This window comes from Rariglobus hedericola (assembly GCF_007559335.1).
Classification (GTDB): Bacteria; Verrucomicrobiota; Verrucomicrobiia; order Opitutales; family Opitutaceae; genus Rariglobus; species Rariglobus hedericola.
The window spans coordinates 750,642-777,414 of record NZ_VMBG01000001.1; the positions used below are offsets into that span (position 1 = coordinate 750,642).

A 26,773-nucleotide genomic window follows, 5' to 3' on the forward strand; every position below is an offset into this window, starting at 1 on the left:
ACCGTGTCTTCGAGGTTACAGTTGCCTCTAATTCGCACGAACCAGTTGCCCTTGTTGAATGCCGCGGCATAAAGTTCGCCCATCCATGACCAAGGCCAAAAATTTCCCCCTGCACGCTGACTTGGAAACCGTGCTGGTTTCCGAGAAGGACATCAAAAAACGCGTCAAGAAACTCGGAGCCGAGCTGGCCGAGGCCTATGGCGACGAGGAGATCACCGTCGTCTCCATCATCAACGGCGCGATTTTATTCACCGCCGATCTGCTGCGCGAGATCCCCAATCCCATCCGCCTCGATTGCATTCGCATCTCGAGCTATCGCAACGACACGAGATCGCTAGGTCAGCCGAAAATCCTCCAAAGCCTCACGCTCGACATCAGCAACCGCCACGTGCTCTTGATCGACGACATTCTCGACACGGGAAAAACCTTCTCCGCCGTCGCCGCCATGTTGCGCAAGCTCAACCCCGCGAGCCTCCGCACCTGCGTGCTGCTCGACAAACGCGGCCGCCGCGAAGTTGAGTTCGAGGCTGATTTTGTAGGCTTCCAAATCCCCGATAAATTCGTGGTCGGCTACGGACTCGATTTCGCCGAGCGCTACCGGAACCTGCCTTGCATCGGCGTGCTCAAGCCCAACCTGCAAAACCCGCCCGAGTGGGCGTGAGTTTTCCAAGACGTCCGCTGCTCAAAAGCGGACGTCCGCCGGCTGGGTGACCCGCAGCACGGATTGGTCTCCGGTCGTGCGTTTCCAAGCATCGCGAATGGCGTCGATCTTGGCCGATGCCTCCGCGGTATCCAGGTGCACGATCACGAGAAGCCGGCTCCGCTCGCGCTTGATCTGCGCGCTTGGTTTGGCCTCACGCCACTGGCCATAGACATCGATCACACTGAGCCCGTCTGGAAAGCGCGGCGTCACTTCGGCATCCACGAATGTCGACCAACGCGACTCCGGCTCGGTGCTCAACGCCGTTTCCGTCCAGTCACCGATGCCAAAATACAATTCAGTCCGCACCCACTTGGCGGTTTCGGTCACGACGGGCGCGACGGTCTCGGCAGGCGGTTTGGTCGCGCAGCCCGAACCAGCGAGCGCCAGCACCGCCAATAACGAAAGGGACCACCAACGAAGGGTTCTCATGGTAGGTCCAGCTTGATTCCTAGTTCCGGCAACAGGCAATCGCAGACCCGCATTATCGGATCATTGCCCGACAAATCCCGCGCATTTTACGCCAACGGCTGCGCAGTCACCGGCTTCGCGGATCCTTAAGGTATGCTTACCGCAATCATTCCACGCGGTCTTCGCATACCATGAACACACCCTCATCTAAACTTATCGCCATGCTCGGTGCCGGCCTCGTCGCGCTCGCGCCGCTCCACGCCGCCAGCCCTTGGTCGGTGCGCATCGCCACAGCCTACCTGCAAACCACCGATGGCTCCACCAACAAAGCCATCGCCGTGGACATCGAGGACAAGCTCATCCCCGAATTCGATATCTCCTATGCCTTCACCTCTCATTGGTCCGCCGACCTCGTGCTCACCGTGCCTCAGGAGCATGAAGTGAAGGTCAATGGCGCCAAGGTCGGCACGTTCAAACATCTGCCGCCCACCTTGCTCGCTAAATACACGTTCACCCCCATCGGTCGCTTTACACCTTACGTCGGAGCCGGCGTAAACTTCACCTTGATCTTCGATGATGACCTTGGAGGCGCCAAACTCGACAGTTACAGCGTCGGTCCCGCCGGCCAGGTTGGCTTCGATTATAAATTGGCCGATCACTGGTCGCTCAACGCCGATGTGAAACGCGCCATGCTTCGCACCGACGTCAAAGCCGGTGGTGTGAAGCTCACCGAGGCGCGACTCGACCCGTGGATCTACTCACTCGGCCTTCGCTACCAGTTCTAACATCATGCTCTGGGCACGGCGTAACCAAACGCCGTGCCTTACCGCCGGCGCTTCGCCTTGGCGTAAGCCCGCGACTTGCCCTTCAGACTGCTCGCCGCCGCCTTCCGGTAATCGCCGGACTTAAGCGCCTCGATTTGATCACGCAGCAACGCCGCGCGCTCGAATTCGAGTTTAGCCGACGCCGTGGTCATCTCCTCTTCGAGTTCCTCGATCACCGCCTTCACATCCTCGTCACTACCCTCGGCCAGTGCGCCGGCCTCTTCGTCGCGCGCACCACTACCGTCGTAAACATGCAGGCTGGATTGCGCCGTGCGCTTCGTGCTGCGCGGCGTGATGCCGTGCTCTTCGTTGTAGGCGATCTGCTTCAACCGACGCGCCGAGGTCACTTCCTGCGTGCGACGGATCGACTCGGTGATCTTGTCCGCATAAAAAATCACCCGTCCGTTTTCATGACGCGCCGCGCGCCCGGCCGTCTGAATGAGCGAAGTCTGGCTGCGCAGGAATCCTTCCTTGTCCGCATCGAGGATCGCCACGAGGGCCACTTCCGGAAGGTCGAGACCTTCCCGCAACAAGTTAATGCCGATCAGCACGTCGAAATTACCCAGCCGCAAATTGCGGAGAATTTCCACGCGTTCGATCGCATCGATATCGCTGTGTAGATACTCCACGCGAATCTTTGCCTCGCGCATGAAGCTCGTGAGGTCCTCCGACAAACGCTTGGTCAACGTCGTCACGAGCACACGTTCTCCTTTTGACGTCGCCTGCTTGATCTCGCCGATCAGGTGCTCGACCTGCCCCTTCGTGGGATGAATGACGATCTCCGGATCAAGCAGACCCGTCGGCCGGATGACCTGCTCGGCGATCACTGTCGAGTGAGTCAGCTCATAACTTGCCGGCGTAGCGGAAACAAAAAGCGTCTGTCCGGTGATCGACAGAAATTCGTCGAATGTCTGCGGACGATTATCGAGTGCCGAAGGCAGACGGAATCCGAAGTTCACTAAATTCATTTTGCGAGCCCGGTCGCCATTGGACATGCCGCCGACCTGCGGAATCGTCACGTGGCTTTCATCGACCATCAGCAACGCATCCTTCGGGAAGAAATCGATCAAGCAGATGGGACGTTCTCCCGGACGCCGCCGGGCGATCACACTGGAGTAGTTCTCGATGCCGTTGCAGAAGCCCATTTCCTGGAGCATCTCGAGGTCGTAGTTCGTGCGCATACGAATGCGCTGCGCTTCCAGGAGCTGTCCGTTTTTCTCAAAGAACTCCACGCGTTCATCCAGCTCGTGTTTGATCGCCTGGATCGCCTCGGTGAGCTTGTCCTTGCTGGCGACGTATTGGGTCGCCGGATAAAGATCAAATTGGTCCAGCGTGCGCGTGACCGTGCCCGTCGTGGGATCGAACTCGCTCAACGCCTCGATTTCCTCGCCCCAAAACTCCACCCGCAAACCGAGTTCGAGATAGGCGGGCATGATGTCCACAACATCGCCCCGCACGCGAAATGCCCCGCGCTTCAGGTCGTAGTCGTTTCGCTCATACAAAATATCCACGAGCTTCTGGAGCAGCACCTGACGTCCCAGCGGTTCGCCTTTGCGCAAGGCAATGCGCATGGCCTGAAAGTCCTCGGGCGAGCCCAAGCCGTAGATGCACGAAACCGAAGCCACCACGATCACATCACGGCGCGAAACCAGCGAACTCGCGGTCGCAATTCGCATGCGCTCGATCTCCTCGTTGATCGAAGAATCCTTCTCGATGTAAGTGTCGCTCGACGCGACATACGCCTCGGGTTGGTAGTAGTCGTAGTAGCTGACGAAGTATTCGACCGCATTCTCGGGGAAGAAGTTTTTAAACTCCGAGTAGAGCTGCGCCGCCAGCGTCTTGTTGTGCGAAATGATCAGCACCGGCCGGTCGCAACGCGCGATGACATTGGCCATCGTGAAAGTCTTTCCCGAGCCGGTAACACCCAGCAGCGTCTGAAATTTGTTTCCCGCCTGAATCGAGGCCGTGAGTTTATCAATGGCCTGCGGTTGATCACCGGTCGGCTGGTATTCGGAATTCAGTTTAAACAACGAAGCCATGGTTTGATTTTAGCAGACCACCATTATCCGGTTTCGGTTCATCGCAAACGCCGTGGCCTCAAAGACCGCAACGTTTCAACAGCCGCGCGCGAAGCCGGTCACGTCCACGCCCTTCCTCGCCCCGCGTCAGGTAAACGCCGGAGCCTTTGACCAACACATCAAATAAGGCCGTGCGACGGCGGCAGTAACGCCAGAACCCTTCGGTGCGCACGGCCTTCAACTCGAGCTGGGGCGAGAAACCGATCAACGCTTTCTGACCGGCGCGGCACGATGAACCTTTCCCGTCATCGTTGGTCGCCAGAGTTTCGCCCTGCAATGCGCTGACGCTGGAAACAATCAGCCGGCACGGGCCAAAAAACTCGAAGTAGCCGAACTGGCCCGACACCCACGATTGCCAGCACAACAACCGCCAATGCCGGCGGATCACCAGGCGTTGCTCCGAGTTCATGATGATTCCGTGCAGGAAAGCGGCACGGAGCACAAACGAACTCCCCTCCGGCACCGATACGATGGCGAACTCCGCAAAGGGATCGGCCGCCGACGCCAGCACCACGCGGCGTTCGCCCGCGCTGCGTCCGTTGCGCAGCTCGATCAATCTCCACAAGCCGCCGGCGAGACACGAAAACGGCATCCGCCAGTTTAACATAAAGCGCCGCCGACGGATGAGTTCGTTATCCGACGCCTGCAAAAACCCTTTGCGCACCCACAACACCTCGCCCGCCCAAAGCGCATCTTCCACGGTGACCGCACTCTCGCCGATCGATGAATAGCCGCCGCCAGTCGTTACCAAGCTTACCGGTTTCCGGCGCGAAACCCATGACGCCCACCCATAATAAAGCACAAAGGCGACCACCAGTCCGCCGAAGAGATACGCGAGGAACACCGCCAGCACCCACCAGCGTGCCTCGGCCCATGCGCTGCGCACATAATGCGCGGCGGCGTGGTTTTCGTTTTTTAACGTGAGCAGGTTTGCGTCCAGAGCCACCAGCTGGGTCTCAAGGCTCTTTCGGGCTTGTTCGCCCGCCACGATATCGCGTTGCAACTCGACGACGCGAGTCTGCGATTCGGTTTTGATTTTCTCCAGACTGGCCACGCGCTCGCCGTGCGTCTTCACCTCGGCCGCGTCACCAAACCAACGATCCAGCGCACCGGGATCGGATTCATGCAGGTTCTTGAGCACCTTCTCGGCCCGCTCGGAACGCTGCTGCTGCATTTCGATCATCGTGACCGTGGCCTGATGCTTTTCGTTCAGCACGGTCAACTCTCCGTCGATGCGGGTGCGCTCCGTCTCGGTCACCGTCATCAGGGTCGCACGGCGTTCCTCATAACTGGACTGATCCTTCCCGAACAACCACAGGCTGTAGGCAACCAGCGCGAGTGCGGCGATGAGGGAAGCCATCACCAGCTTGCGCACGAGTTTTGAAACAAAAATAAAGACGGGTTTGGCCATTCGTTAAACCGATCAAGCGGGAAACCCGCATCGATTTCAACCGCCCATCCATCTCCACGTCCGATTTGCCATTCCCTTACGAAGTGACATGATCACTCGCAGTCCACCCCACCCCGTCGCATGTCCAAAACCATCGTTTCTTCACTCTACGACTCAGACGTTTTCAAACAGGCCTGCCGCCAGTTCGATCTCGCGGCCGATGCCATCAGTCTGCCCGAGTCCATTCGCGACCGCACCAAATACCCCAAGCGCTGCGTCGCGGTTGCACTCCCGATCAAACGCGACGACGGCAGCGTCACGGTGTTCGAAGGCTATCGGGTGCAGCACAATCTTTCGACCGGTCCGGCCAAGGGCGGTATTCGTTTCCATCAAGATGTCACCTTGGGCGAGGTCGCCGCACTCTCCATGTGGATGAGTTGGAAAACTTCGCTGGTCGGCCTGCCCTACGGCGGCGCCAAAGGCGGTGTGATCGTCGATCCGCGCCAACTGTCCGAAGGAGAACTCGAGCGGCTTTCGCGTCGCTACATGCAGGAGCTGATTCCATTTATGGGCCCGCAGATCGACGTGCCTGCACCGGATGTCGGCACCAATGCCAAGATCATGGGTTGGATGATGGACACCTATTCCAATCACGTTGGCCGCAACGAGCCGGCCTGCGTCACCGGAAAACCCATCTCGCTCGGGGGTTCGCAAGGCCGTCACGAGGCCACCGGCGCCGGTGTCGCCTATCTCGTCAAAGCCTACCTCGAGGATTTCAACATCCCGATTTCGTCCGCGACCATAGCCATTCAAGGATTTGGTAATGTCGGCGGAGAAGCCGCCCTCGCCCTCGCCAACTACGGAGCGAAAATTGTCGCGATCTCCGACTACAGTGCAGCGATCCACAACCCCGCGGGCATCGATATCAAAAAGGCCCTCGCCTACGTCACGTCACAGAAGGTCCTGCATAACTTCGACGGCGGCGAGATGATCACCAACGAGGAACTGCTCACGCTCGACTGCACGGTTCTTATTCCCGCGGCACTCGAACGGGTCATCACCGCCGAGATCGCGCAAAAACTGCGTTGTCGCGTTCTGGCGGAAGCCGCCAACGGCCCCACCACGTTCAGCGCCGACAAAATCCTGGAGCAACGTGACGACATCGAAATCATCCCCGACGTGCTCTGCAATTCAGGCGGCGTGATCGTCTCCTATTTCGAATGGCTGCAAAACCTGCAGAACTTCTATTGGGATCGCGATGAGGTCCTCAAAAAACTTTTCGTCATGCTCGACCGCGCGAAATCCTCGGTCGAATACCAGAAGCGCAAGTTCAAGTTCAGCCGCCGCCTCGCCGCGCTCACGCTCGGCATCCAGCGGGTTGCCGAGACCAAACAAAGCCGCGGACTCTTCCCCTGAGCCTGCCCTTGCCCGCTTACTCCTGCACCCAGCCGCGCGAGGTCCAGCGGCGCAGCTTGCGTCGATAGGCCGCCAGACAGAAGAGGTGGCTGGCCACGGGAATCGTCACGAGTTGGAAGAAGATACCTGCGGCGACTTTCTGCCACGAAAGATCTTCGAGCAGCAGTCCCATCGCGATCAGCAGGAAAATGATTCCGAGCGTCATCGCTTTGCCGAGCGCGTGTGCGCGGCAATACGCATCGGGTAACTTCACCACGCCCACTCCGGCCACCAACATAAAGAACGCCCCGGCCAACAGGAAAAGGCCGGCCATGATATCAACGATCAGACTCATTTCCCGTCCTCCTGATTAAAATCCTCACCACTGCGTTGTTTGGGCTGCGACAGATAATAACAATACGCCACCGTCGTGAAGAACCCGAGTGCTGTCATCACGATGATCAGTTCCATGTATTCCGATGTGCCGGCATGAATTGAAAAAATCGCAACCAATGCCGTGACGGCGATCGTCACGGCATCGAATCCCACCATGCGGTCCAGAGTCGTCGGACCGGCAATGACGCGCCAGAAACCGCACAGTGTAACGGTCAGCAAGACCGCCCAACCGAGATAATAAGCGATTTCGAGGAAAAGGTTCATCGCGTCCACGCCAGGATCGGCGTCTCCAGGGTTTTCTTGATTCCATCGCAGACTCCCTGCGGATCTCGCGCATCCAGTGCATGCACCACGAGCGTGGTGCGATCTTCGGATACTTCCACACTCGTCGTGCCGGGCGTCAGCGTGATGCAGTGCGTGAGAACCACGATTTCAAAGTCGCTGAGGCCATCCAGCGGATAGGAAATGAAGTCCGGCACCAGCGCCGAGACGGGTTGAAACAACACCGATTTGGCCACGGCGATATTCGCCAGCACGAGTTCGCGCGCAAAATGAAACAGGAATGCCGCGAAGCCGATCGCCCGTGAGGGCCATGAATGACGCGGATGTTCTTTGGCCGTGCTCATGGATGCTTCCCTTCGTAAATCGTCTCGTTGGCCGACATCACCGTGCGCACATAACCCGGGCGATCGAGTGTCTCCAGCGCCGCATGTTTGGCGGTCTTAACAAAAATTTCCGCTCCAAAACCGATCAACAGCGACACCGCCACCATGCCGAGGCCGACCGCCGTCATGCGCTTGGCACGCTTGTCATAATTAAGCGGAGCCGCCGCTTCGCCGCGCCAAAATGCACCGAGCCAGATTTTCAGCATGCTCATCAGCGTGAGAATGCTCGCGATTAAAGACATGGCTACGAGCGCCCACTCGCCCTGCGTCAGGCCTTCCTGGATGATCATGAACTTGCCCCAAAATCCGCTCAACGGCGGCAGGCCCGCCAGCGACATTGCCTGAAAGACAAAGACGATTCCCAGCCACGGTGCCGCCCTCCACAGACCGCCCGTGCGATTGAGATCATCGGTGCCGTTGGCGCGCACGATCACGCCGCCCACCAGGAAGAGCGCCGCCTTCACGATGATGTGATGGATGATGTAGAAAATCGCCGCCGTGAACGCGAAGGGCGTGAACAGACCGATCGCCAGCACCATGAAGCCGATCTGGCTCACGATGTGATAAGACAGGATTTTTTGCACGCGCCCTTGCGAGACCGCACCGAGCACGCCGATCACCATCGTGAGGCCCGCGGTCCAGGCGATCAGGGTGTGCAGTCCCGTCAATTGCGGCGGCATCACCGTTCCGAAAATGCGCAACAGCACATAGACGCCGACCTTGGTCAGCATGCCCGCGTAAAACGCCGCCGTCGGCGCCGGCAGAATCGGATAACTTCCCGGCAGCCAGTAATAGAGAGGAAACACGCCGGCCTTTAATCCGAATACCAGCAACATCAGCACCGCGAGCACCGTGAGGCGGACATCGCCCACCAGCAGATCGGCGCGCACAATCATCTCTGCGAAGTTTAGCGTGCCAAACAGGCTGTAGGCAAAACCGCACGTCGCCAGAAACAGCGCACTGCCAACCAGATTCAGCGTGAGATACGGCAACGCCCCGCGCGATTCCCGCGCCGTCGCCTCAAGTGTGAGCAACGCATACGACGAGAGCAACATCACCTCGAACGCGACAAAGAGATTGAATAAATCGCCAGTCACAAACGACAGGTCGATACCCGCCAGCAAAAACAGCATCAGCGGCAGTCGCATCGGGTGTTCGTCGGCGGCCGCGGTTTCGGCAAAACCATAGAGCACGCACGCCAGCGCCGTGAATGACGACAGACACAGCATGATCGCTGCGAGCGTGTCCCCCACCAGCACGATACCATAAGGCGTAAGCCAGCCGCCCACGCGCAACACCAGCGGCCCGTTTTCCATGACGTGCACCACCATCCAGAGCGCCAGCCCGAGCAGCGCCGTCAGCACCAGCGCGGTGAATCCACGACGCGCGAACGACGGACGCGGAAACAGCAACAGCAGCAACGCCGCCACGATGGGCGCGACGACCGGAAGCCCGACAAGATTGGCCAGTTCCGTAACGCTCATGATGCGTCCTCCTTCTCACGCGCCACCGCGCCGCCGGGAGCCTTTTCAGCGTAGAGCGAATTCATCGTGGCCGCACCGCGGTCGGTGTAGAGGCGGTAAAGCAACACCGTCAAATAAGCCGCGACCGCGAATCCGATCACGATGGCCGTGAGAATGAGCGCCTGCGGCAGCGGATCAACTGAGTTTCGGGCCAGTCCGTCAGCTCCGACCGTGCCCGAAGGCCGTCCGGTGGGATCACCCGAAATCGAGATCAGCACGACATTCGCCGCGTTGGAGATCAGCAAAAACCCAAACAGGATACGCAGGAAGCGTCGCGACAGGCACAAATAAATGCCCGCCGTAAACAGCACAAAAATCAAGATGGCGGATTCGAGTTGATTGGTCATGACGCACCTCCCTTGCCCGTCGCGTTATCCGCAGGCGCATCAATATCGATGGACTCGCTATCACGCGCCGCGAACCGGCCTTGCTCCTCGTTCACGAAAGCGGGCAAGCCGTGCACCGATTTCATCAGCGGCAACATCAGTTTGAGCGTCACGCCGACCACCGCGCAGAACACACCGAGGTCAAAAAACACCGGCGATCCGAGGTAGAATGAGCCAATGTAGTTATGCAGATGATTCAGCATCGGCAGTCCCTTCAGCGCAGGAACGATCGCCGTGCTGATCGTCAGCAACACACCACAGATCGCCAGAATCATGGGGTTGAATCGCAGCAGGCGGCGCAACCCATGCACGCCCAATACGAACACGAGCACCAGCAGCGACAGGGCGGTCACCAAGCCGGCAATAAAGCCTCCACCAGGTGCGTTGTGACCGCGGAAGAAGATGTGAAGTGCCAAGAGATTGAGCGGAACGAACGCACCGATCGCGACAGCCCTCAGGATCAAATCGCGCGGCACGGGGAAAAAATTGCCACCGTCGTCACACTTCACCGGAGACCGATTTCCGGTGCGACGACGCGAGAGCAAGCCCAGACATCCGCACGCCGCAATGATCAGCACGGTGATTTCAAACATCGTATCCCAGCCGCGGAAATCGACCACGACCGTGTTCACGGCATTGCGGCCTTTTGAAAGTGCGAGGGTGTTGTTCAGGTAAAAATCACCCGCCCACTCCAGCGCATGCGGCTGCTGGAAAAACAATACACCGCCGCCCATGATCAGACCCACGCCCGCACCAAGCGCCACACGCAATAACTTCGAAGGCGCGCCCTGCTCCGGCAGCACTTCGCGATCGGCACCATCGCGTTTCAGGCGCAACACGACCAGCAGCACCAACAACAGCGTGGCCGACTCAACCATCATCTGCGTCAGCGCCAGATCGGGCGCCTGATACAGCACATAATAAAAACAGATGCCGAGGCCCACGATCGACAGCGCGAAGAGCTGCTTGATCGGATGTTTCCACACGGCGGCCAAAATCGCCGCAGCGCTCATCACCACCGCCATAACCGTGCGCATCCAGCCTTCGGAGCCATGCGGCAGCCAGTCCCACTGCGTGGCGAGCTGGGTCACCGAAGCCCAATCCACTACCACGACCGTTCCTGTGACCGCGATGATCGTGGCCAACACCACGAACAGATACGCATAGGGGTTCTCGAAACCGAGGGCCTTGTTCAGCTTCTTTCCAAAGAGCTGCACTCCATCGACCAAGTGATCGAACCAGGCATCAAAGCGCAGCGCCGTGGGAATCTCCAGCACGGCCCAACGCTTCGCACCCACGGCAAAGTAAACCGCCACGCCCGTTGCGAGTATGCCCATGCTGGTGAGAAACGCGGGCGTCAGTCCGTGCCAGAGGTGGAGCGTTTCTGCCTCCATCAGATGTTCACCCACCACACCAAACGACAGCGTGAAGTGCCCAAACGCGCCCGCCGCCACACCACAGGCCAAGGTCGCCCCCGCCAGCAGCAGTGCCGGCAATTGCAGACCAAACGACGGCGCATGGTAGTGGTGCTCCACGTCGTGCGAGACCGGACCGAGGAACACGCGATGAAACACGCCCGCCGCCACGATTACTTTAACAAACGAGGCCAGCACGACCGCCACCAGCGGCCACCAACCCAGCAGTCCGGCGGTCGTCTCACGGAATCCAATCACTGATTCCAACAGGAGCTCCTTGCTCAGGAATCCCGTGGTCGGTGCCACGCCCGCCAGCGATGCCAACGTAATGAATGCGGCAATACCGGTGAGAGGCATCTTGCGGAACAAGCCGCCCAGCTTGCGCAAATCCCGCGTCCCCGTGCTGTGGTCGATGATGCCGACCACCATGAAGAGACACGCCTTGTAGAAAACGTGGTTCAGGATGTGCAGGTAGTCCCACGCCACCGGCACGCCCTGCGTGTAAAGTCCGTAGTAACCGATCAGCAACCCGAGTTGCGCCACCGTCGTGTAGGCCAGCACCGCCTTCAAATCTTGCGACAACAGCGCCAGCACGGCGCCCAGCAGGAGCGTGCCGAAACCGATCACCGTGAGCACCGGCATCCACGATTCGAGACCGTTGAATACCGGCAGCAGCCGCGCCGTAAGGAACACGCCCAACTTCACCATCGTTGCCGAGTGCAGGTAGGCGCTCACCGGAGTGGGCGCAGCCATGGCGTTGGGCAGCCAGTAATGAAACGGGAACTGGGCCGACTTGCCCGCGATGCCGATGAAGCAGCAGATGAACGCCGCGGTCATCAAGACTTCCGACCCCGCCGGCACCGAGCCCATCGCGATGATTTCGCCCAGCTCGTAGGTGCCATAGATAACCCGCAACAGCACCACGCCCGCCAGGAGCGCAAGCCCCGTGAGCCCCGTGGTAAGCAGCGCCATGCGAGCCCCGCGCTGCGACTCGTGTTTGTCGTGCAAAAAACCGATTAGCAAAAACGACGTGAGTCCGGTCAGCTCCCAGCAAACGAAGAGCACCAGCAGGTTGCTCGAAAACACCGTGCCCAACATCGCGCCCATGAAGAGCAGCAGATAGCAGTAAAATTTACCGTGATCACGGTAGTGATGATCGTCGAGGTAGTTTGCCGCGTAAAACGTCACCAGCACGCCCACGCCCGTCACCACGAGTCCGAAGAACAACGCCAGCCCGTCCGGATTAAACGTCAACGTTCCTCCCAGGCTAGGCACCCAATCCCAGACCACCGCCATGCGCTCCATCGGAGGCAGCAGGTAGATCGAAAGCACCGCCGCGCAACTGGCCAGGGGCGCCAGCAAGGCGATCCAACCGGTGCGTGAGCCGAGCCGGGCCCCCAGCCATGGCATCACCAACGCCAGTAAGAATGGCGTGAGGAGCACTATGAGGAGGCGGGTTTCCATGCTTGAAATAAAGTAAATGACTTAAGCGGAAACCCTGCCAACCAGCTCCCGTGTCGCCACAATTACGACGCAGCGAAGTCCCGAGGGAACCGATGTCAACGAATTGCGCATCCCGTGCTTAAATTCGTGCGATCAATGCAGGCAATTCGCTCAGTTGTGTGATGAACGCCGCGGACTCACGCTTCACTTTTTCACGCGCCATATAACGTCCGAAGCCGACGAATAAATCCACCACCGGCTTTGTTTCCAAATCACTCGCACCATCACCAACCATGACGACTTTGTCGGGCTTCAATTCAGATTTCAGTCGAGTAATGACCTCCGGCTTCCCACCCGACCGCGTCGTCGGATAGCTCTCATCGAAGCCCGTGTAACGGCCCGCCTCATCGAAAAACAAATCCACCGCCTCGACGCGTTCGATCCCCAAAAAGTCCGCGAGCGGACGGATGATCGGGCGGAATCCGCCGCTGATAATCATCACCGTCCAGTCCGCCGCGCGCGCCTGCGCGATGACCGCCTTCGCGTCCGGCTCCACCGTGTCGATGTAGTGCTGCCCGATCTGCGCCACGTGCTTTGCTTCCGGCTGGATGATCTCCAAACGACGGCCAAACACCGCTTCGACGGAGATTTTTCCATCCATCGCCTCGTTGGTCATCTCCTCGACGCGCTTAAAAACCTCGGGCCCGCGCACCCGCGCAAGCTCATCGATGCCCTCGATGGAGCTGAGTGTGCTATCACAGTCAAAAATCAAAAGTTTGGGACCAGACACGCCGCCAAGAAAACGCCCGCGCTTACCTCGTGCAACGCGTTTCGACCCGTTCGTTCAAAACAATTCCCCCTGCGCCCCACCCTGCGGCTCCACTCCCAGAAACGGACCATATCGCTCCAACCAATCGTCCAGCTTGTCCGCATAATATCCCGGATCATACGGCGCAATCGCCGCATCGTAGATCACCACCGGCCGCGCGCGCTGCCAGTCGCTGGTTTTGCCCTTTTCTTTCGCCGTGATGTAATACGCCACCCGCTCGCCCATGCGCGGTCGCTTGGGCATCAACAACGCCGCCTCCGCCGAGGCGCGCCGCGGCTTTCCACCTCCGGTGATGAAGCGCTCATACGCATCCGGATTCATGCTCAACACTTCCGCCTTTGCGACCTCGGTCACCGGCAGCGCCCGCGCCGCCAACTTCGTCCGATAATCCTCCACCATGCCGAGCGGCGACTCCGTGCTCGCACCCACCAAGAACCGGATCAACTGATTCCCCAGCTTCTTCAAATACGGTTCGATCCCGCGCGATCGCAGCGCACTGCCGCGGATCGTCACTTTTTTGCCATCATAGAGTGCATAGTTCTTCGCTTTGTAGCAGAACATCGCCTCGTAGCGTCCGTCGTATTCCAACTCGATGCCCGGCGGCAGCACGCCCACCACTTTCTCCAGCAACGCCTCGGGCCGGTCATAGTAAACATCCGAGGACAGATAAATTCCGTCCGTATCCGCCTCAAGGATTGTGCAGCCGTGCCGTGCGAATTCGTCGATCAACACCTGCAATAATTCGCGTCCGCGCCGCGTGACTTCCGCCGCCAGTTCGCCATCGCCAAACCGCGCCCCCGAAAAGCCGAGGTAACCGTAGAACGAGTTGATCAAAATCTTGAAACTCGACTGCCGCGCCTGCGCCTCCGCACGTTCGTCTTCGGTCGAGGCACTCTTCGCCAGTTGTTTGTAGCGCAGTCGATATTGCCGCAGCTCCGTGAGCAGCGGAATGAACACGCCCAGCGTATCGTTTCGCGGATTCCGCCCGATGCTCATCAGCAAACTCGGATACAGCGACGCCACGTCGAAATGCAGCACATGCTTGAACACGCCTTCCTTAAAACTCCGCGTGTAACCGCCCTCGAACGGCGTCACCTCCGGCGGCACCGGACAGGCCTGCCGTGCGTGATAGTAATGCTCGAGAAACAGCAGATCGATCTTCCCCGTTGTTCCGCGCAGCGTCGCTTCTTGCAGCAGAATCGGGAATGTCCGCACTTGCTCGAAATAGGTCGGCAACAGCAGATCCGCGATGCCTTTGGTCTCGCGCAGGTCGTCCGCCAAATACGCCAGAAACGCCGCCCGGTCCGTCGTGAACGTCGCGTGAATCTGGTCGCCCGCCAGGTAAGTGCGCTCGCTGTCTTCGTCGGTGATGCCGAAATACACCGCTACGTCCTTCAGCCCATACGAGGTCAGCTCGCGTGTCGTGATGTCGTATTGCTGCACCAATAAATACGTATCCACCACCGTCCGCCCCGGCAGATCGCAGCGTGGAAAATCAATCCACCGCTCCGCCACTTTCAGCCGGCTGTTGCGAAACGTCGCCTTTTGCCCAAACCGTCCCCACGCGCACGGCACTTTAAGTTTCTTCGCACGCTGCCGCAGGTAATCGAAATCGAATTTAAAGATATTATGACCCTCGATCACGTCGGGATCTTCCTCGATCAGCACGGCGTTAAACTCCTCCAGAAGTCGCTTTTCGCCCGCCGCGCTCACTTCGTCCAGGACGAGCATCCGGTTGCGTTCGCCGAAGCGCAGGCCGATCGCCAGCACGCGATCTTCGGGTTTGGTCGCATCACTGAATTCGCCGTCGCTCGAGCCCGTCTCGATATCAAGCTGGCACCGGCGCAACTGCGTAAAACTCAAATCCCGAAAAAGCCGCGCGCGTTGTTGCAGCAGAAACTGGCTCTCCAGCGGACGCACCGCATCAAACCCGCCCGTCTCACGAGCCGCCGAGGCAAATGTCTCGAATGCCGCAAGTGAATCCGCCTGCGCCAGACGGTTGAACGGCCCCTCGCCCTTCAGCGGCTCGATCACCACGCCATCGGCGGGCGCAGTGACTTTTTCGTTGAGCCAGGCAAAAGGCCTCAACACCTCTGTGCGGGTCGCACGCGAGCCATCGGCTCCGGCGACCGAGAGGTGGACGACGCCGTCGTCATCCACCCAGACGCCACAAAGGGACTCACTCATGGCGCGACAAACGCTCAGAGCGTAGGCTTGAGATAGACCATCGTCACCGCGAGCGCCACAAGGACCAGGGCAACCACCGACAGCGTTCCGGCAGCTCCACGGCGGCGATAACCAAAGCCCGTGAGGGCCGACAGGGCCAGCCACGCGACGAGCTTAACAATCATCCACAGCTCAAATTTGTTGCCATAGATTTTGGACACCAGACCGAACCCGCTCACGAGCACCAGAAGGCTCGCGATGCCGGTGATCATGAGAACTTTTTTGCGCGTCTCGGCCGGAGCGGCGAACGCGTAAAACGTAAAGCCAAACAATACGAACAACGAAACAAGGTGGATGATATGGTAGATGGTCGGAGACATGGTCAAAAGGTGACCAAGGTTGTTGGAGAACCGTCCTTAAATGTCTAGACGGTATCCTGCCCCGTCCACCGGTTATCAGGCGCCACCCTTGGACTGCGCTTTATCATCCACGTAATGCGGCGACATAATCTGCACGCCACGCTCGTTGAAGACATCCTGGATGTGCGAGTGCAACTCGGCCCGCACCATGCCACGCTGACGCGGATCCAGCAGGCGCGCGTTGACCTCATACTCCACATAAAAATCCGACAACGCCGTCTGCATCACAAAGGGCTTGGTCTCGCGATTCAGGCCCGCGGTGCGCGTGGCCGACTCGATCAACATTTCGTGCACCTGCCGCCACGGCGTATCATAGCCAATCGTCACGCTGGTATGCACCAACACCCCGCCGTCCGTGGAGAACCGCGAAAAATTCTTCACGGTGGTGCCGAGAATCACCGTGTTCGGCACATGCAATTCCTCGTTCTTGCCCGAGCGAATCTTCGTCGAAAGAAATCCGAGTGTCTCGACCGTGCCCTCGTGCTCGCCAATGCGGATGTATTCACCGGGTTTCAGCGCACGCGAATACATCAGCACCAATCCACTCGTAAACTGGCCGATCACGCTGCTCGATCCCAATGAAACCAGCAGGCCGATGAACACACTCATTCCCTTGAACGCCGCGCTGCCGCTGCCGGGAATGTAGGGGTAAATCATCACCACCGCGAACAACCACACGACGACCACGATGATGCGTTGTGTCGCCCGCGCCGCCTCCAACTCCATGCCGGGAATTTTTATATGACCCGTGCCCACGCTTCGAAAAAAGGCGCGCACCAACCCGATCACTCCGCGCGTGATCAACAAAATCAGTGTGATCACCAAAAGATTGGGAATCGCCTGCACGCACGACGCACCGATGCGGAGAATCAATTTCCACAGGTTAAGCTGCAGGCCTTCGCCCCACGGGTGCGTGTATGGAAAACAAGACAGACAATACGCCAACCACTCAAACACCGCACCCGCCACCAGCAGCCAGAATGCGAGGCGCAACACCCACCGCAGCGCCTTGACCGCGTAGGACATGATCTGGAGTCCACGCTCCTTGAGTTTTTCGGTCAAACGACGCTCCAATATCAGCACGCGATGCCGCATGAAGCGGTTGATCCGCACCACCGCCATGATGACCACCACCAAAATCACCGTGGCGACTGCCGCGCGTAAAATGGCCCGCATCAAAAGACCGCCATCGCGCTGCCGCTGGGCTTGTTGAAGCGCCTGTCCCAAGGACCGCGCCGCTTCGTCGGCAGTCTGCTCGTAGGTTTTACCAATGAGCGCGTCGGCGTCACCGGGGGCCACTGTCAGCACGAGTTCACCGCCGACTAGAATCTTGATGCCGTCCGCCGTGGCCACCGTTTCAATCGGGCCAAAAATATCGCGGCTCAAAATACCGTCGATTCGCCCCGTGGCGCGTTGAGCGCGTTCAGCCGGATCAGCGCCGAACAACTCGGCGCGCAATAGGATGATCGGCCGGTTAAAAACCGAGAACAGCGCCGGCTCGCCTTCGCTGCCGGGCGTCGCGCCGGCAGTCGCGGAGTTATCCTCTGCGCCTGGCAACAACGGCGGCGTATCCGCGCCGGCGCAAAGCCAAGTCGAGAAGGTCAAAACCAGCGCCACCAGAAAACCGCTGCGAAGCACGGAAGATTTCATAAATTTAAAGCCGCGCCCTTGTTAAGCGACTGCTGCGCATTAGCCCAGCCCGATCGCTGCACCGGCCTTATGAATCCCGCCAAAAAAGAAAAGTGACACCCCGCCTGTGCCGTGCGCTCAAAGGCTCGAGAACCTTTTTATGACTAGGTGGGCTCCTCCGAGCGGCTTCATGCTTTCCGATTTACGGCCTAGCACTCCACCACCCGTTCCGGATCCCGAATTTTATCAAAGGAGAGAGCAGTTATTGAAAACGCCTCGAACACTGCAGGGTGTCGGCGACAAATCTAGGTCGGCCGGCACCTCCGTCAACCAGTCATCCTATTTTTTTAGGCCTCTCGTCGCCCAGGCAGTAAACGCCACTGTCGCCGCGAGTGCAAAACCCGGCGAAGTCACTATCAAACCGGCTATCAGCAGAGTGCCGGTAAAAAACATGATCAGGCTGTCGTTGCGCCGTCCTGCGCCTGTGAAGCGAAATTGCAGCACGAGAAGAATCAACCACAGCGCCACGCCCAAACCCAGCGATGCGACGAGAAAACGCCCTGCGGGAACCGGCCGTCCCTGCCCGTGAATCAGCACCGCCAGCAGCCAGAACAAAGCCTGGTTGAACAACGCCACGGCGAACGCCAGCAACGCGATCAACGTGCGGGTGATCGGGAAATTCCCCTGCGCATCCACTTGAATGCGACTGCGCACGGCTGCACCGATGCTCGAAAATCGTTGCGGTAGATCACTCATCTTCTTCGACCGCCATCGGATCCAGATACTTCAGGATAATTTTCTGCAGTTCGTCCAAAAACAGAAAACACGAAAATGCTTTCTGCTCAGCTTCACTGAGGCCGGTCATGCTGCTGCTCGCCTCGAGCGCTTCCAGCGTGTCATCCGGAATGTTCACCAGATGCGTTGCCCGGAAGCGAAGCCGCAGCGCCGCACAGGCGCGCAGGACGCACTCGGCATTGTCACGGTCAAAGGCCACGACGCCTTCGGTGAAAAACTCCTGGTCAAAGAGCGAAAAAAGCCGGTCGCAATCGTTACGCTGCGACTCGAGCAGATCTTCCTTCCACACGGACGCCAGCTCGGTATCCGCATCGCTCAGCGCAAGCGGCACAGCCAACGTGGTGTGCAATTCGTCGGCCACCGACTTGATCAGATCAAGCAAGGGCGCGACCGCGGTGATACTCAGGCGGACTTCAACTCTCTTCATCGCGTTCGAAGGTGGCGGACAGATGCCACTGTTGAAGTGAAAAAACGTAGGCTTCGGCATTCTCGCGAACGCCCTGCCAGACGACTGAACGCCCGCTTTCGTGCGCTTCGAGCATGTGTTTGGTCGCCGTCGCCTCATCAAAGCCAAACAGCTTGCGCAGCACCATCACCGCATAAGACATGCGGGTGACGGCGTCATTGAGGAATACCACGCGCCAGCCGCGCGATGCGATCGGCTCGATTCCGGAGGGTGAATGGAAGGGGGTTCGTGTGCTGGAAGCCATCGATCAGACGGGCAGTAAAGCCACCCGCGTTCGTCGTGCAACCCCGCAGGCGATGCTTTTATGGTGCCGCGATTTTGACGCGGATGAACCTCCGTGTCGCCTCGGACGGCAGCGCGTCGCCCACACGAACCCGCTCCCGTCCGTCGCCCAACGGCGTGCGGCTGATTTCCTGCGTGGGCAACGCGCCGGTGTTTTCCGCCCTCGCACCATACGCATGGCCACGCAGCCAAGTGATCAGGTCCTCTGAAACCTCGACCGTGTAGGTCAGCTCGGCGCGATCCGCCGGCCGGACAAACTCGATCTCCAGATGAGGACCGGCACCGAGTGCTACCGTCGGGCTTGCGCTTGAAATCGCAGCAGACGGATCCGTATCGAACGCATATTCCACCAGGTTGCCCACGCCGTCACCGTCAGGATCGGCCGATGCCGCAGCCTGATCACCAAACAGCGACTTCGATTCGGCCCAGAATGCGAAACGGCTGCGCACCGTAATCAACACAAAGGCGTTCGCCGTTCCGTGGGCATTGGTGGCACCCACCGTAACCACGTAGAGGCCCGCAGTGGAGGGAACACCACCAATGGTGCCCGTCCCGGTGTTCACCGACAAACCCGGAGGCAGGCCCGTAGCGGTGTAGCTCGAGGGCGAGTTAGTGGCGGTGATTTGAAACCCGTAGCCGTTGCCGGTTGTGGTGGTTTGAGAGATCAACGTTGCGCCAGGATGAGTGAGCACCGGTGCCTCGCCTGCTCGCGCATAGCTGACCGCATCCAGCCAGCCCGTATCCTCGCCCACCGAGGAATAGGGATCCTTCTGATAAACCCATCGTAGCGTATGCGTGCCGGCGGGCACTGCATACACAAGCTCTGCCCAATCCTCCTCGCCGCTGATAAACGCCTCACGCGTTCCACCTCGCCAAAACTCCAGCCGGTCAAACGGCTCCGCTGGCTCGGATACATTAAGCTCTGACGATACTTTCCATCGAAAGCGCAACTCACCCGGCCCCGTCACCGTCGTCTCCAGCCAACTCTGTTCGTCGCCCTGCACCGCCCCGCTGCGCAGCGCCGAACGCCCCTCGACAAACACTTCTCGGTCCATTTTCCACGGAAAATTGCCATCGCCTCCACTCGTCCAAATGAGCGCAGGCGCGCCCACCGCGGAACCAAGTCCGCCAGGCAACACTACGAGATCCAGCGCTCGCATCGTGCTCCCGCTCGCATTGACCACCGTCAACGTCACTGCGTGCGTTCCCGGATTGGTCGGCGTGCCACTGATCACTCCGGTGGCCGTGTTGATCTTCAGCGCATTCGGCAACCCGTCCGCATAAAACGCCAGCGGTGCTCCCACGGCCTGCACCGGATAAGACGCGGCCACCCCGGTCACCGCGACCCATTCCAACGGACCGCCAATCACCGGCGCCCGTGCCGCCGGGACCGGAAACGTGCCGCTCAACCGGTAGCGCCCGATGCTCCCGTAGTTCGAATAGCCTTCGCCCGTGACCAAGCCTTCGCCCGTGCCCCGCAGGCGCAGACGATACACACCACCGCTTACGGCAGTCGTCAGTTCGGCGGTGCTCTGGCCTATCGGGTTGGCGGTCGCCACCAGCACGCCGGCTGAGTCGTAAAGATCCAGCTGCGCGTCGATGTTGCCGAGTCCGTCAACAGTCGCGTCCTCAAGATTTATCCCGGCGGTAAACGTCACCGTTCCTGCGCCCACCAGCACTTGATAGACGTCGCTGTCGCCCGTGCGTTCCAACACACCGTTCACCTCTGCCGTGCTTGCGTTGATCAGAGGCAGATTCGCCGCCTCGGCCAGCGCGCCGGAAACCGCATCGTCCAAATAACCAGTGCGATTTCCACTCGATCCAATAATCGCCAGATCGTCCTCATGGTTGTTCGCGACGTTGGAGCCGGATGCATATTCGCCGCGGCTCCACTGTGAGAGTGCCTGCTCATAACCATCGCCCATGATAGGAGCCCAACCGGCCGGACCGGCGCCATGCCCGTGGTAATATTCTTCAACCGCATCACCCTCGGCGTTCATCAAACCATCGTGCGAAAGTCCGAGGGTATGGCCGATTTCGTGCGAGACCGCCTCCGCCACCGCCTTGGCATCATTCAACCGGTTGGGTGGAAAAACCCAGCACGGCACATTGTCGCTGTAATCAGGCGCGCCTGCATCCGCCCACGATCCGAGAAAAGCCACTCCGCCTGCGTCCACCACCAACGTCGGCGTGATGATGCAGCGCATGCGACTGCCCACCGGCGCCGCGTCGTAGGCATCCTGGTCGGTGGTGACATTGATATTAAACGCCCGGTAATCCTCCGCCACGCGCTGCCAGACTTCTTTCACTTGGGCGTCGTTGAGACCGCTGAACATCGCTTGAATCACCGGAGGAGTCTCTGGATCGTTGTCGTGATCCGGAGGATTCCAATCGAGCTCCGTAACATCCGCCCCGTCAAAATCCAGAAACACCACCGCCGTCGCTCCCGGACGGCTGCTGAACTCCAGCTGCGGAAGCGTGATGACCGAATCCTCCTCAACAGATGCCGGTGCCCCCGAACCGGCTGTAACCGGCCACCGCGGATACGAGACGCACATCACAGACTGCCGAGGTTTCTCCAAAAGATAAGTGCTCGCGGTCTTCGTTGCGCGAATCACCGCCACCTTATCCTCGCCGTCCGGCAGGATACGGCCTCCGAAACCGCGCGGTCCCGAGCCCAGCGTAAACGTGCCGCCCGTTTCAAGCACGCCGACCATTAAAAGTTGTCCGTCTGCAGCGCGATTCACCGCGCGCACCACTCCATCCAGCACGCGACCGTCGAAATACGGTAATCGCACGCGATCTTGTGGCTTTAACGCCGCCATCGCCACAACCGCCGGCGTGTTGATCTCCATCGCTCGTGAAAATTCATCGGCCTTCGCCGGCACTCCATAGCGTGAGGGCAATCGCGGACGCCCGCCGCCCGTCAAAACCGGTCCCGCTGAAAACAACGTCGCTGAGCTCAGCGATGTGCTGGCCGAAGTCGCCGACGACGAGGGCACCGATTTTTCCTGCATGTCTGACCGATCATGCATTCCCGCTGTCGCCGCCGGAGCCATCTTCCGTCCGCGTTCCGTTACGACTCCAAAAAACAGACCTGCCACTATCGCCAAGCCGCACACGGCCAGCGCGAGCACTCTCAACTTGGGGTAACGATCAAATGCCATGAATCAGCAATACGAGAGCGGCAACTTATCCCCGCATCAAGCCTCACGAGCATCCCGCTCGTGAGGTTTTCCACCTACTTGCGGATTCAGGCGGACTGCATCTCGCGAACAATCGCCGCGATCTGCTCGGCCGCCTCGGCCACCGGAACCTTGATGACGTCCTTCTTCGAGCGCCACTTGAGCTCGATGATGCCGGCCGCGAGGCCTTTGCCGCCGATGGTGATGCGCAAAGGAATACCGATGAGATCGGCATCCTTGAACTTCACGCCCGGACGCTCCTCACGGTCGTCGATAATGACGTCCGCACCGGCCTTCTCGGCCACTTCGGCGAGTTGTTTCGCCAGCGCGGCGGGCTCCGCAACCGACGGGTCAAGCAGCGTGACGATGATCTGGAACGGCGCGACCGCCCATGGCCAGATGATGCCGTCGTTGTCGTGGCTTTGCTCGATCACAGCCTGCAACGTGCGGCTGATGCCGATGCCGTAACAGCCCATGACCATCGGGTGGTTCTGCTTGGCGTCGTCGGTGTAAACCGCGCCGAATTTCTCCGAGTATTTGGTGCCGAGTTTGAAGATGTGACCGACCTCGATACCGCGTTTCACTGAGAGCGGCTGGCCATTCTTCGGGTCGGGTTCGCCCGGACGCACGCGGCGGAAATCGCCGAACTTCGTGATCGCGAGATCGCGGGTCACGTTGACGTTACGCACGTGGAAACCGTCCTTGTTGGCACCGGTCGTGCCGTTGCCGATGAGGCGGATCGCGTGGTCGGCAAAAATGCCGGCGAGCGCCGCCTGATCTTTGATCGAACCCTTGATCGCACCGAGGCTGCCGGGCTTCGCCCCGAGAACCGGCTCGATTTCTTCGGCCGTGGCCGCGCGCGTAAGCGTGAAGCCGAGCGAGCCGAGTTTGGCCTCTTCGAGTTCGTCGTTGCCGCGGATGATCACGAGGAACGGCTTGCCGTCGCCCATGTAAACGAGGGTCTTGAACTGCTCGCTGCCCTTCACGTTGTAAGGCGCGGCTTCGAGTGCGGCGATCGTGGTGGCACCGGGCGTGGCGAATTCCTCGATGGCACCGATTGGGGCAGCGTCAGCGAGGTCGGCGGGCACGAGGGCGCTGGTGGCTTTCTCGCGGTTGGCCGCGTAACCGCTGGCCTCGTTGTAGATCACGTCGTCATCGCCGATTTCAGCGGGGACCATGAACTCATGGGAAAAGCTGCCGCCCATCACGCCGGTGTCGGCCTCGACCGCGATGGCGGTCACGCCGATGCGTTTGAAGAAACGCTTGTAGGCGTCCTTCATCGCGAAGTAGCTCTTGGTGGCGCCCTCGTCGTTGGCGTCGAAGGAATACGCGTCCATCATCACGAACTCGCGGGCACGCATTAGGCCGAAGCGCGGACGGATTTCGTTACGGAACTTGGTCGCGATCTGATAAAAATTCTTGGGGAGATCCCGGTAGCTGGTGATCTCGTTTTTCACGAGCGGTGTAATGATCTCCTCGTGGGTCGGTCCGAGCACGAACTCGGGCTCGCGCGAGCGGCCTTTGTTGGCACCGGCATTGTCGGCGCGGAACATGATCTCGCGGGCGGCGGCCCAGCGCGGACCCTGCTCCCAGTTGTCCACGGGATGGAGGTGCGGCATCCACAGCTCGATGGCATCGGAAACCTCGAGCTCCTCACGGCAGATCTTTGAAATCTTCTGCATGACGCGAAGACCGAGCGGCATGTAGGTATAGAGGCCGCCGCCGAGCTTGCGCACGAGGCCGGCGCGCATGAGCAATTTGTGCGAGGCGATCTCGGCGTCGGCCGGGCTGTCGCGGAGCGTGGAAATGTAGAACTTGGACCAAGTCTTCATGAAGTCCGCCAACGAAGCATCCGGCCCCGCACGGCGCAATTGTTATTACTCACACCGTGCAGGACGGTTTTGCCTCCCTCCTTGCATTGCGCAGACGCCTCCGTTCACTCGCGCCCATGCCCGATCCTCTCAACCGCAAGCCCTGGCCCATGAAATGGGTCGCCCTCGCGATCGTCCTCTGCATCGGCCCTTACACCTGGGTCACACTCCATTACCGGAAACCGAAGGACCAGACGTTCAACCCCTACGAGGACATGAAGCAGCGCGCCAATGTCATGCGCCTGCTTGACGCCGGTTATCAACGCATCAACGCCACCGCCGAGCGTCCGGCCGAGCCACAGCAAATCGTGCGCGCCATGAACGCTCTGGCCTCCATCTCCGATGCACCCGCCGGGCTCAGCGAATCCCTCGATGTCACCCTGGTCGAAATCCCGCAGTTGCCCCTTTCCTTCAGCTCAGTCTCTGCACCACGGGAAACCGCCTCGCTACTCCCCTATCCCATCGTGATCACCTGCACGCTGGGCGATCAAAAACACCAGCTCGGTGGCGCGCAGGTTTTCGTGCGTGGCTTAAGCGTGGTGATCGTCGCGCAGTTTGAACCGCTCGATGGCGAACTCACTGCGCGTTCCAAAGAAAGCCCGGTCCTCATCACGTTGCCGGGCGGCACACTCAAAGTCGGCGAATACACCGTGCTGCTGGCCGGCAGCGAACAGTCGCGGCAGTGGACGCTGACCGTGCGCTAAACGCGGGCAGCGCGGGGTTGTCGGCGTTTAGCGCGCGTCCGCCTCTTTTTATTTGGCCAGCAATTCTTCGGCGTGCGCGATCGCGCTCTTGGCCGTTCGATCTCCGAGCATGCGAGCCAGCTCGCCCACGCGGGCTTTGCGATTGGCCTGAATCGGCGAGATCGTGACGATCGCACGATCCGTTGACTGGTCTTTTTCCACCACAAGATGGCTGTCACCCTGTGCCGCCACCTGCGGCAGATGCGTGATGCACAACACTTGGTGACTCTTGGCGATGCCCGCCATTTTTTCACCGACTACGCGGCCGATTTCGCCGCCGACGTTCGCATCCACTTCGTCGAACACCAGCACCGGCACGTCATCGAGATCGGCGAGCACGGTCTTCAACGCGAGCATCACGCGCGCAAGTTCACCGCTCGAAGCGACGCGGTTGAGCGGCAAAGCCGGTTCGCCGACATTCGGTGAGAACAGGAACTCGACGCCACAATCACCGGCCGGCCCGAGCTGTTCCAATGGAACGATGCGAATCTGAAAGTCTGCTTTCTTAAAGCCGAGTTGGGCGATGCTGGCGGCGGCAATCTTGGCGAGTTCGCGCGATGATTTTTCGCGCAAGGTGCGCAGCACCGTCGCTTCTTTGCGGGCGGCGCGCTCGGCATCGGCGATTTGTTTCTCAACCCGGATGAGCGTGCCTTCGATGTCTCCCTGGATTTCCAAACGGCGGCGCATGTCATCGCGCGCTTCGACGACCGCCTGCAAATCACCGCCGTGCTTACGCTTCACCTCGAGCCAGGTGTTCATGTTGGCTTGAAGCTGCTCGGCCTGCTCGGGGTCGAAATAAAATTGTCCGCCGAGCGATTCGAATTCCGCGCCGAGATCAGCGAGCTCGATGCTCGCCGCAGCCAGACGGTCGGCGAGCGCCTTGCTGGCGGGATCAAGATTTTCCAGCTGACGCGCCTCTCGCACGAGACCGGCCACACGACCGGTCGCGCCGTCTTCGCCGGTCAGACCGTTGGCGAGGGTCGAGGCGAGACCGGTGAGTTCCTGCGCTTTGCTCAGACGCTGAAAATCACGCTCCAGTGTTTCAATCGCCTCGTCGGTCAGATCGAGTGCGTCGAGACGAGCGAGCTGGTTTTCGAGAAACTTAATTTGATCCGGCGAGAGCTTGGTCTCGCGCGCAATGCGTTCACGCTCGGCCAGCAGATCGCGCCACACGCGATATTTAACCGTGTAAGCGGCCAGCGCATCGCCCGCGCGCCCGTAGAGATCGAGCAGATCCAGCTGGCAACTTTCCTTGAGCAAGCGGCGCGGTTCACTGGGCCCATGAAAATCGATCCATGCCTCGCCGAGACGCTGCAACGCGGCCAGCGTGGCCAGGCCGCCGTTGACGGTGATCTTGGGGGCTTTGTCGCGGGGCAGACTGCGCTTGAGAATAAGAATACCATCTTCGCACGACGGCAGATCGAGTTCGGCCAGCAACGCGTTCGTGCGGCTTGGATCCTCGAAATACAATGAAGCCTCGACCTCGCAGGAGGAGGCACCTTGGCGGATGAGTGTTTTGTCGGCGCGTTCACCGGCCAGCAGTGACAACGCGCCCAGCAGAATGCTTTTGCCGGCTCCCGTCTCACCGGTGACGACGGTAAACCCTGCTTCAAAATCGAGGGCGACTTCTTCCAACAGGGCGAGATTCTTGATGCGAAGCGATTGGAGCATGGAGGCGCGTCGAGTGAGTTGGTTCAGGCGATGCGGAGCAAGTCGGTTTGCGCGATCCGCAGCGCGGCAGACACGGAATGAAAAAGCTGAA

23 protein-coding genes and 1 other RNA gene are annotated in these 26,773 nt (G+C 59.8%); 4 read left to right on the forward strand and 20 right to left on the reverse strand.

Annotated features, from left to right (window positions below; genetic code table 11):
- The first annotated feature begins 85 nt into the window (after positions 1-85).
- Complete coding sequence (hpt, locus tag FPL22_RS03475; protein ID WP_238991304.1) at positions 86-661, forward strand: hypoxanthine phosphoribosyltransferase; 576 nt, start codon at positions 86-88, stop codon at positions 659-661.
- Positions 662-682: 21 nt separating this feature from the next.
- Here the strand turns inward: hpt and FPL22_RS03480 are convergent, their stop codons facing one another.
- Positions 683-1,132, reverse strand: coding sequence for a DUF3574 domain-containing protein (locus FPL22_RS03480; protein ID WP_144228718.1), 450 nt, complete (start codon positions 1,130-1,132; stop codon positions 683-685).
- Positions 1,133-1,302: 170 nt separating this feature from the next.
- On the opposite strand from FPL22_RS03480, the gene FPL22_RS03485 reads away from it, so the two are divergent.
- Positions 1,303-1,896: an OmpW/AlkL family protein gene (locus tag FPL22_RS03485; RefSeq protein ID WP_203235110.1), complete on the forward strand. Its 594-nt coding sequence runs from the start codon at positions 1,303-1,305 to the stop codon at positions 1,894-1,896.
- Between the two features lie 38 nt (positions 1,897-1,934).
- On the opposite strand, the gene uvrB is transcribed toward FPL22_RS03485, so the two are convergent.
- Positions 1,935-3,974, reverse strand: a complete 2,040-nt coding sequence (uvrB, locus tag FPL22_RS03490; protein ID WP_144228719.1) for an excinuclease ABC subunit UvrB — start codon at positions 3,972-3,974, stop codon at positions 1,935-1,937.
- Positions 3,975-4,032: 58 nt separating this feature from the next.
- A complete protein-coding gene (locus FPL22_RS03495) occupies positions 4,033-5,424 on the reverse strand; it encodes a hypothetical protein (RefSeq protein ID WP_144228720.1) in 1,392 nt (463 codons plus the stop codon).
- A 120-nt stretch (positions 5,425-5,544) separates the two neighbouring features.
- Between FPL22_RS03495 and FPL22_RS03500 the strand changes: the two genes are divergently transcribed.
- Complete coding sequence (locus tag FPL22_RS03500; protein WP_144228721.1) at positions 5,545-6,819, forward strand: Glu/Leu/Phe/Val family dehydrogenase; 1,275 nt, start codon at positions 5,545-5,547, stop codon at positions 6,817-6,819.
- A 16-nt stretch (positions 6,820-6,835) separates the two neighbouring features.
- Here the strand turns inward: FPL22_RS03500 and mnhG are convergent, their stop codons facing one another.
- From mnhG to FPL22_RS03580, 16 genes are all read right to left on the reverse strand, one after another.
- Positions 6,836-7,153, reverse strand: coding sequence for a monovalent cation/H(+) antiporter subunit G (gene mnhG / locus FPL22_RS03505; protein WP_144228722.1), 318 nt, complete (start codon positions 7,151-7,153; stop codon positions 6,836-6,838).
- Positions 7,150-7,458, reverse strand: coding sequence for an MrpF/PhaF family protein (locus FPL22_RS03510; RefSeq protein WP_144228723.1), 309 nt, complete (start codon positions 7,456-7,458; stop codon positions 7,150-7,152). The genes mnhG and FPL22_RS03510 overlap by 4 nt, the downstream gene beginning before the upstream one ends.
- On the reverse strand, positions 7,455-7,820 hold the full coding sequence (locus FPL22_RS03515) for a Na+/H+ antiporter subunit E (protein ID WP_144228724.1): 366 nt from the start codon (positions 7,818-7,820) through the stop codon (positions 7,455-7,457). The genes FPL22_RS03510 and FPL22_RS03515 overlap by 4 nt, the downstream gene beginning before the upstream one ends.
- On the reverse strand, positions 7,817-9,343 hold the full coding sequence (locus tag FPL22_RS03520; protein WP_144228725.1) for a proton-conducting transporter transmembrane domain-containing protein: 1,527 nt from the start codon (positions 9,341-9,343) through the stop codon (positions 7,817-7,819). Before FPL22_RS03520 ends, FPL22_RS03515 begins: the two co-directional genes overlap by 4 nt.
- Positions 9,340-9,729: a sodium:proton antiporter gene (locus FPL22_RS03525; RefSeq protein ID WP_144228726.1), complete on the reverse strand. Its 390-nt coding sequence runs from the start codon at positions 9,727-9,729 to the stop codon at positions 9,340-9,342. Before FPL22_RS03525 ends, FPL22_RS03520 begins: the two co-directional genes overlap by 4 nt.
- The gene (gene mbhE, locus FPL22_RS03530) at positions 9,726-12,647 is read right to left on the reverse strand and encodes a hydrogen gas-evolving membrane-bound hydrogenase subunit E (RefSeq protein WP_144228727.1); all 2,922 of its coding nucleotides are present in this window, start codon (positions 12,645-12,647) and stop codon (positions 9,726-9,728) included. Before mbhE ends, FPL22_RS03525 begins: the two co-directional genes overlap by 4 nt.
- A gap of 118 nt (positions 12,648-12,765) precedes the next feature.
- On the reverse strand, positions 12,766-13,416 hold the full coding sequence (locus tag FPL22_RS03535; RefSeq protein WP_144228728.1) for an HAD-IB family phosphatase: 651 nt from the start codon (positions 13,414-13,416) through the stop codon (positions 12,766-12,768).
- Positions 13,417-13,470: 54 nt separating this feature from the next.
- The gene (locus FPL22_RS03540; protein ID WP_144228729.1) at positions 13,471-15,642 is read right to left on the reverse strand and encodes a DNA polymerase domain-containing protein; all 2,172 of its coding nucleotides are present in this window, start codon (positions 15,640-15,642) and stop codon (positions 13,471-13,473) included.
- Positions 15,643-15,656: 14 nt separating this feature from the next.
- A complete protein-coding gene (locus FPL22_RS03545) occupies positions 15,657-16,001 on the reverse strand; it encodes a hypothetical protein (RefSeq protein ID WP_144228730.1) in 345 nt (114 codons plus the stop codon).
- 75 nt (positions 16,002-16,076) lie between these two features.
- Entirely contained in the window at positions 16,077-17,690 is a 1,614-nt protein-coding gene (locus FPL22_RS03550) for a mechanosensitive ion channel family protein (protein WP_144228731.1), read from the reverse strand.
- Between the two features lie 93 nt (positions 17,691-17,783).
- Positions 17,784-17,964, reverse strand: a non-coding RNA gene (ssrS, locus tag FPL22_RS03555) — 6S RNA.
- Between the two features lie 44 nt (positions 17,965-18,008).
- A complete protein-coding gene (locus FPL22_RS03560) occupies positions 18,009-18,365 on the reverse strand; it encodes a hypothetical protein (RefSeq protein ID WP_144228732.1) in 357 nt (118 codons plus the stop codon).
- Between the two features lie 52 nt (positions 18,366-18,417).
- A complete protein-coding gene (locus FPL22_RS03565) occupies positions 18,418-18,891 on the reverse strand; it encodes a hypothetical protein (protein ID WP_144228733.1) in 474 nt (157 codons plus the stop codon).
- Positions 18,878-19,174: an ATP-dependent Clp protease adaptor ClpS gene (locus FPL22_RS03570; RefSeq protein WP_144228734.1), complete on the reverse strand. Its 297-nt coding sequence runs from the start codon at positions 19,172-19,174 to the stop codon at positions 18,878-18,880. Before FPL22_RS03570 ends, FPL22_RS03565 begins: the two co-directional genes overlap by 14 nt.
- A 58-nt stretch (positions 19,175-19,232) precedes the next feature.
- Positions 19,233-22,379 carry a putative Ig domain-containing protein gene (locus FPL22_RS03575; protein WP_144228735.1) on the reverse strand — a complete coding sequence of 1,049 codons (3,147 nt, stop codon included), beginning with the start codon at positions 22,377-22,379 and terminating at the stop codon, positions 19,233-19,235.
- Between the two features lie 86 nt (positions 22,380-22,465).
- Complete coding sequence (locus FPL22_RS03580; RefSeq protein WP_144228736.1) at positions 22,466-24,229, reverse strand: proline--tRNA ligase; 1,764 nt, start codon at positions 24,227-24,229, stop codon at positions 22,466-22,468.
- 116 nt (positions 24,230-24,345) lie between these two features.
- Here FPL22_RS03580 and FPL22_RS03585 point away from each other — a divergent pair, with 116 nt between their 5' ends.
- Positions 24,346-24,972, forward strand: a complete 627-nt coding sequence (locus FPL22_RS03585; RefSeq protein ID WP_144228737.1) for a hypothetical protein — start codon at positions 24,346-24,348, stop codon at positions 24,970-24,972.
- Between the two features lie 48 nt (positions 24,973-25,020).
- On the opposite strand, the gene recN is transcribed toward FPL22_RS03585, so the two are convergent.
- Positions 25,021-26,682, reverse strand: a complete 1,662-nt coding sequence (gene recN / locus FPL22_RS03590; protein ID WP_144228738.1) for a DNA repair protein RecN — start codon at positions 26,680-26,682, stop codon at positions 25,021-25,023.
- Between the last annotated feature and the right edge of the window lie 91 nt (positions 26,683-26,773).

Excerpts from the sequence above, each read along its gene's own strand:
- hpt (WP_238991304.1), top strand. The coding sequence starts at position 86 with ATGACCAAGGCCAAAAATTTCCCCCTGCACGCTGACTTGGAAACCGTG.
- FPL22_RS03480 (WP_144228718.1), bottom strand. The coding sequence starts at position 1,132 with ATGAGAACCCTTCGTTGGTGGTCCCTTTCGTTATTGGCGGTGCTGGCG.
- FPL22_RS03485 (WP_203235110.1), top strand. The coding sequence starts at position 1,303 with ATGAACACACCCTCATCTAAACTTATCGCCATGCTCGGTGCCGGCCTC.
- uvrB (WP_144228719.1), bottom strand. The coding sequence starts at position 3,974 with ATGGCTTCGTTGTTTAAACTGAATTCCGAATACCAGCCGACCGGTGAT.
- FPL22_RS03495 (WP_144228720.1), bottom strand. The coding sequence starts at position 5,424 with ATGGCCAAACCCGTCTTTATTTTTGTTTCAAAACTCGTGCGCAAGCTG.
- FPL22_RS03500 (WP_144228721.1), top strand. The coding sequence starts at position 5,545 with ATGTCCAAAACCATCGTTTCTTCACTCTACGACTCAGACGTTTTCAAA.
- mnhG (WP_144228722.1), bottom strand. The coding sequence starts at position 7,153 with ATGAGTCTGATCGTTGATATCATGGCCGGCCTTTTCCTGTTGGCCGGG.
- FPL22_RS03510 (WP_144228723.1), bottom strand. The coding sequence starts at position 7,458 with ATGAACCTTTTCCTCGAAATCGCTTATTATCTCGGTTGGGCGGTCTTG.
- FPL22_RS03515 (WP_144228724.1), bottom strand. The coding sequence starts at position 7,820 with ATGAGCACGGCCAAAGAACATCCGCGTCATTCATGGCCCTCACGGGCG.
- FPL22_RS03520 (WP_144228725.1), bottom strand. The coding sequence starts at position 9,343 with ATGAGCGTTACGGAACTGGCCAATCTTGTCGGGCTTCCGGTCGTCGCG.
- FPL22_RS03525 (WP_144228726.1), bottom strand. The coding sequence starts at position 9,729 with ATGACCAATCAACTCGAATCCGCCATCTTGATTTTTGTGCTGTTTACG.
- mbhE (WP_144228727.1), bottom strand. The coding sequence starts at position 12,647 with ATGGAAACCCGCCTCCTCATAGTGCTCCTCACGCCATTCTTACTGGCG.
- FPL22_RS03540 (WP_144228729.1), bottom strand. The coding sequence starts at position 15,642 with ATGAGTGAGTCCCTTTGTGGCGTCTGGGTGGATGACGACGGCGTCGTC.
- FPL22_RS03545 (WP_144228730.1), bottom strand. The coding sequence starts at position 16,001 with ATGTCTCCGACCATCTACCATATCATCCACCTTGTTTCGTTGTTCGTA.
- FPL22_RS03550 (WP_144228731.1), bottom strand. The coding sequence starts at position 17,690 with ATGAAATCTTCCGTGCTTCGCAGCGGTTTTCTGGTGGCGCTGGTTTTG.
- FPL22_RS03565 (WP_144228733.1), bottom strand. The coding sequence starts at position 18,891 with ATGAAGAGAGTTGAAGTCCGCCTGAGTATCACCGCGGTCGCGCCCTTG.
- FPL22_RS03570 (WP_144228734.1), bottom strand. The coding sequence starts at position 19,174 with ATGGCTTCCAGCACACGAACCCCCTTCCATTCACCCTCCGGAATCGAG.
- FPL22_RS03575 (WP_144228735.1), bottom strand. The coding sequence starts at position 22,379 with ATGGCATTTGATCGTTACCCCAAGTTGAGAGTGCTCGCGCTGGCCGTG.
- FPL22_RS03580 (WP_144228736.1), bottom strand. The coding sequence starts at position 24,229 with ATGAAGACTTGGTCCAAGTTCTACATTTCCACGCTCCGCGACAGCCCG.
- FPL22_RS03585 (WP_144228737.1), top strand. The coding sequence starts at position 24,346 with ATGCCCGATCCTCTCAACCGCAAGCCCTGGCCCATGAAATGGGTCGCC.
- recN (WP_144228738.1), bottom strand. The coding sequence starts at position 26,682 with ATGCTCCAATCGCTTCGCATCAAGAATCTCGCCCTGTTGGAAGAAGTC.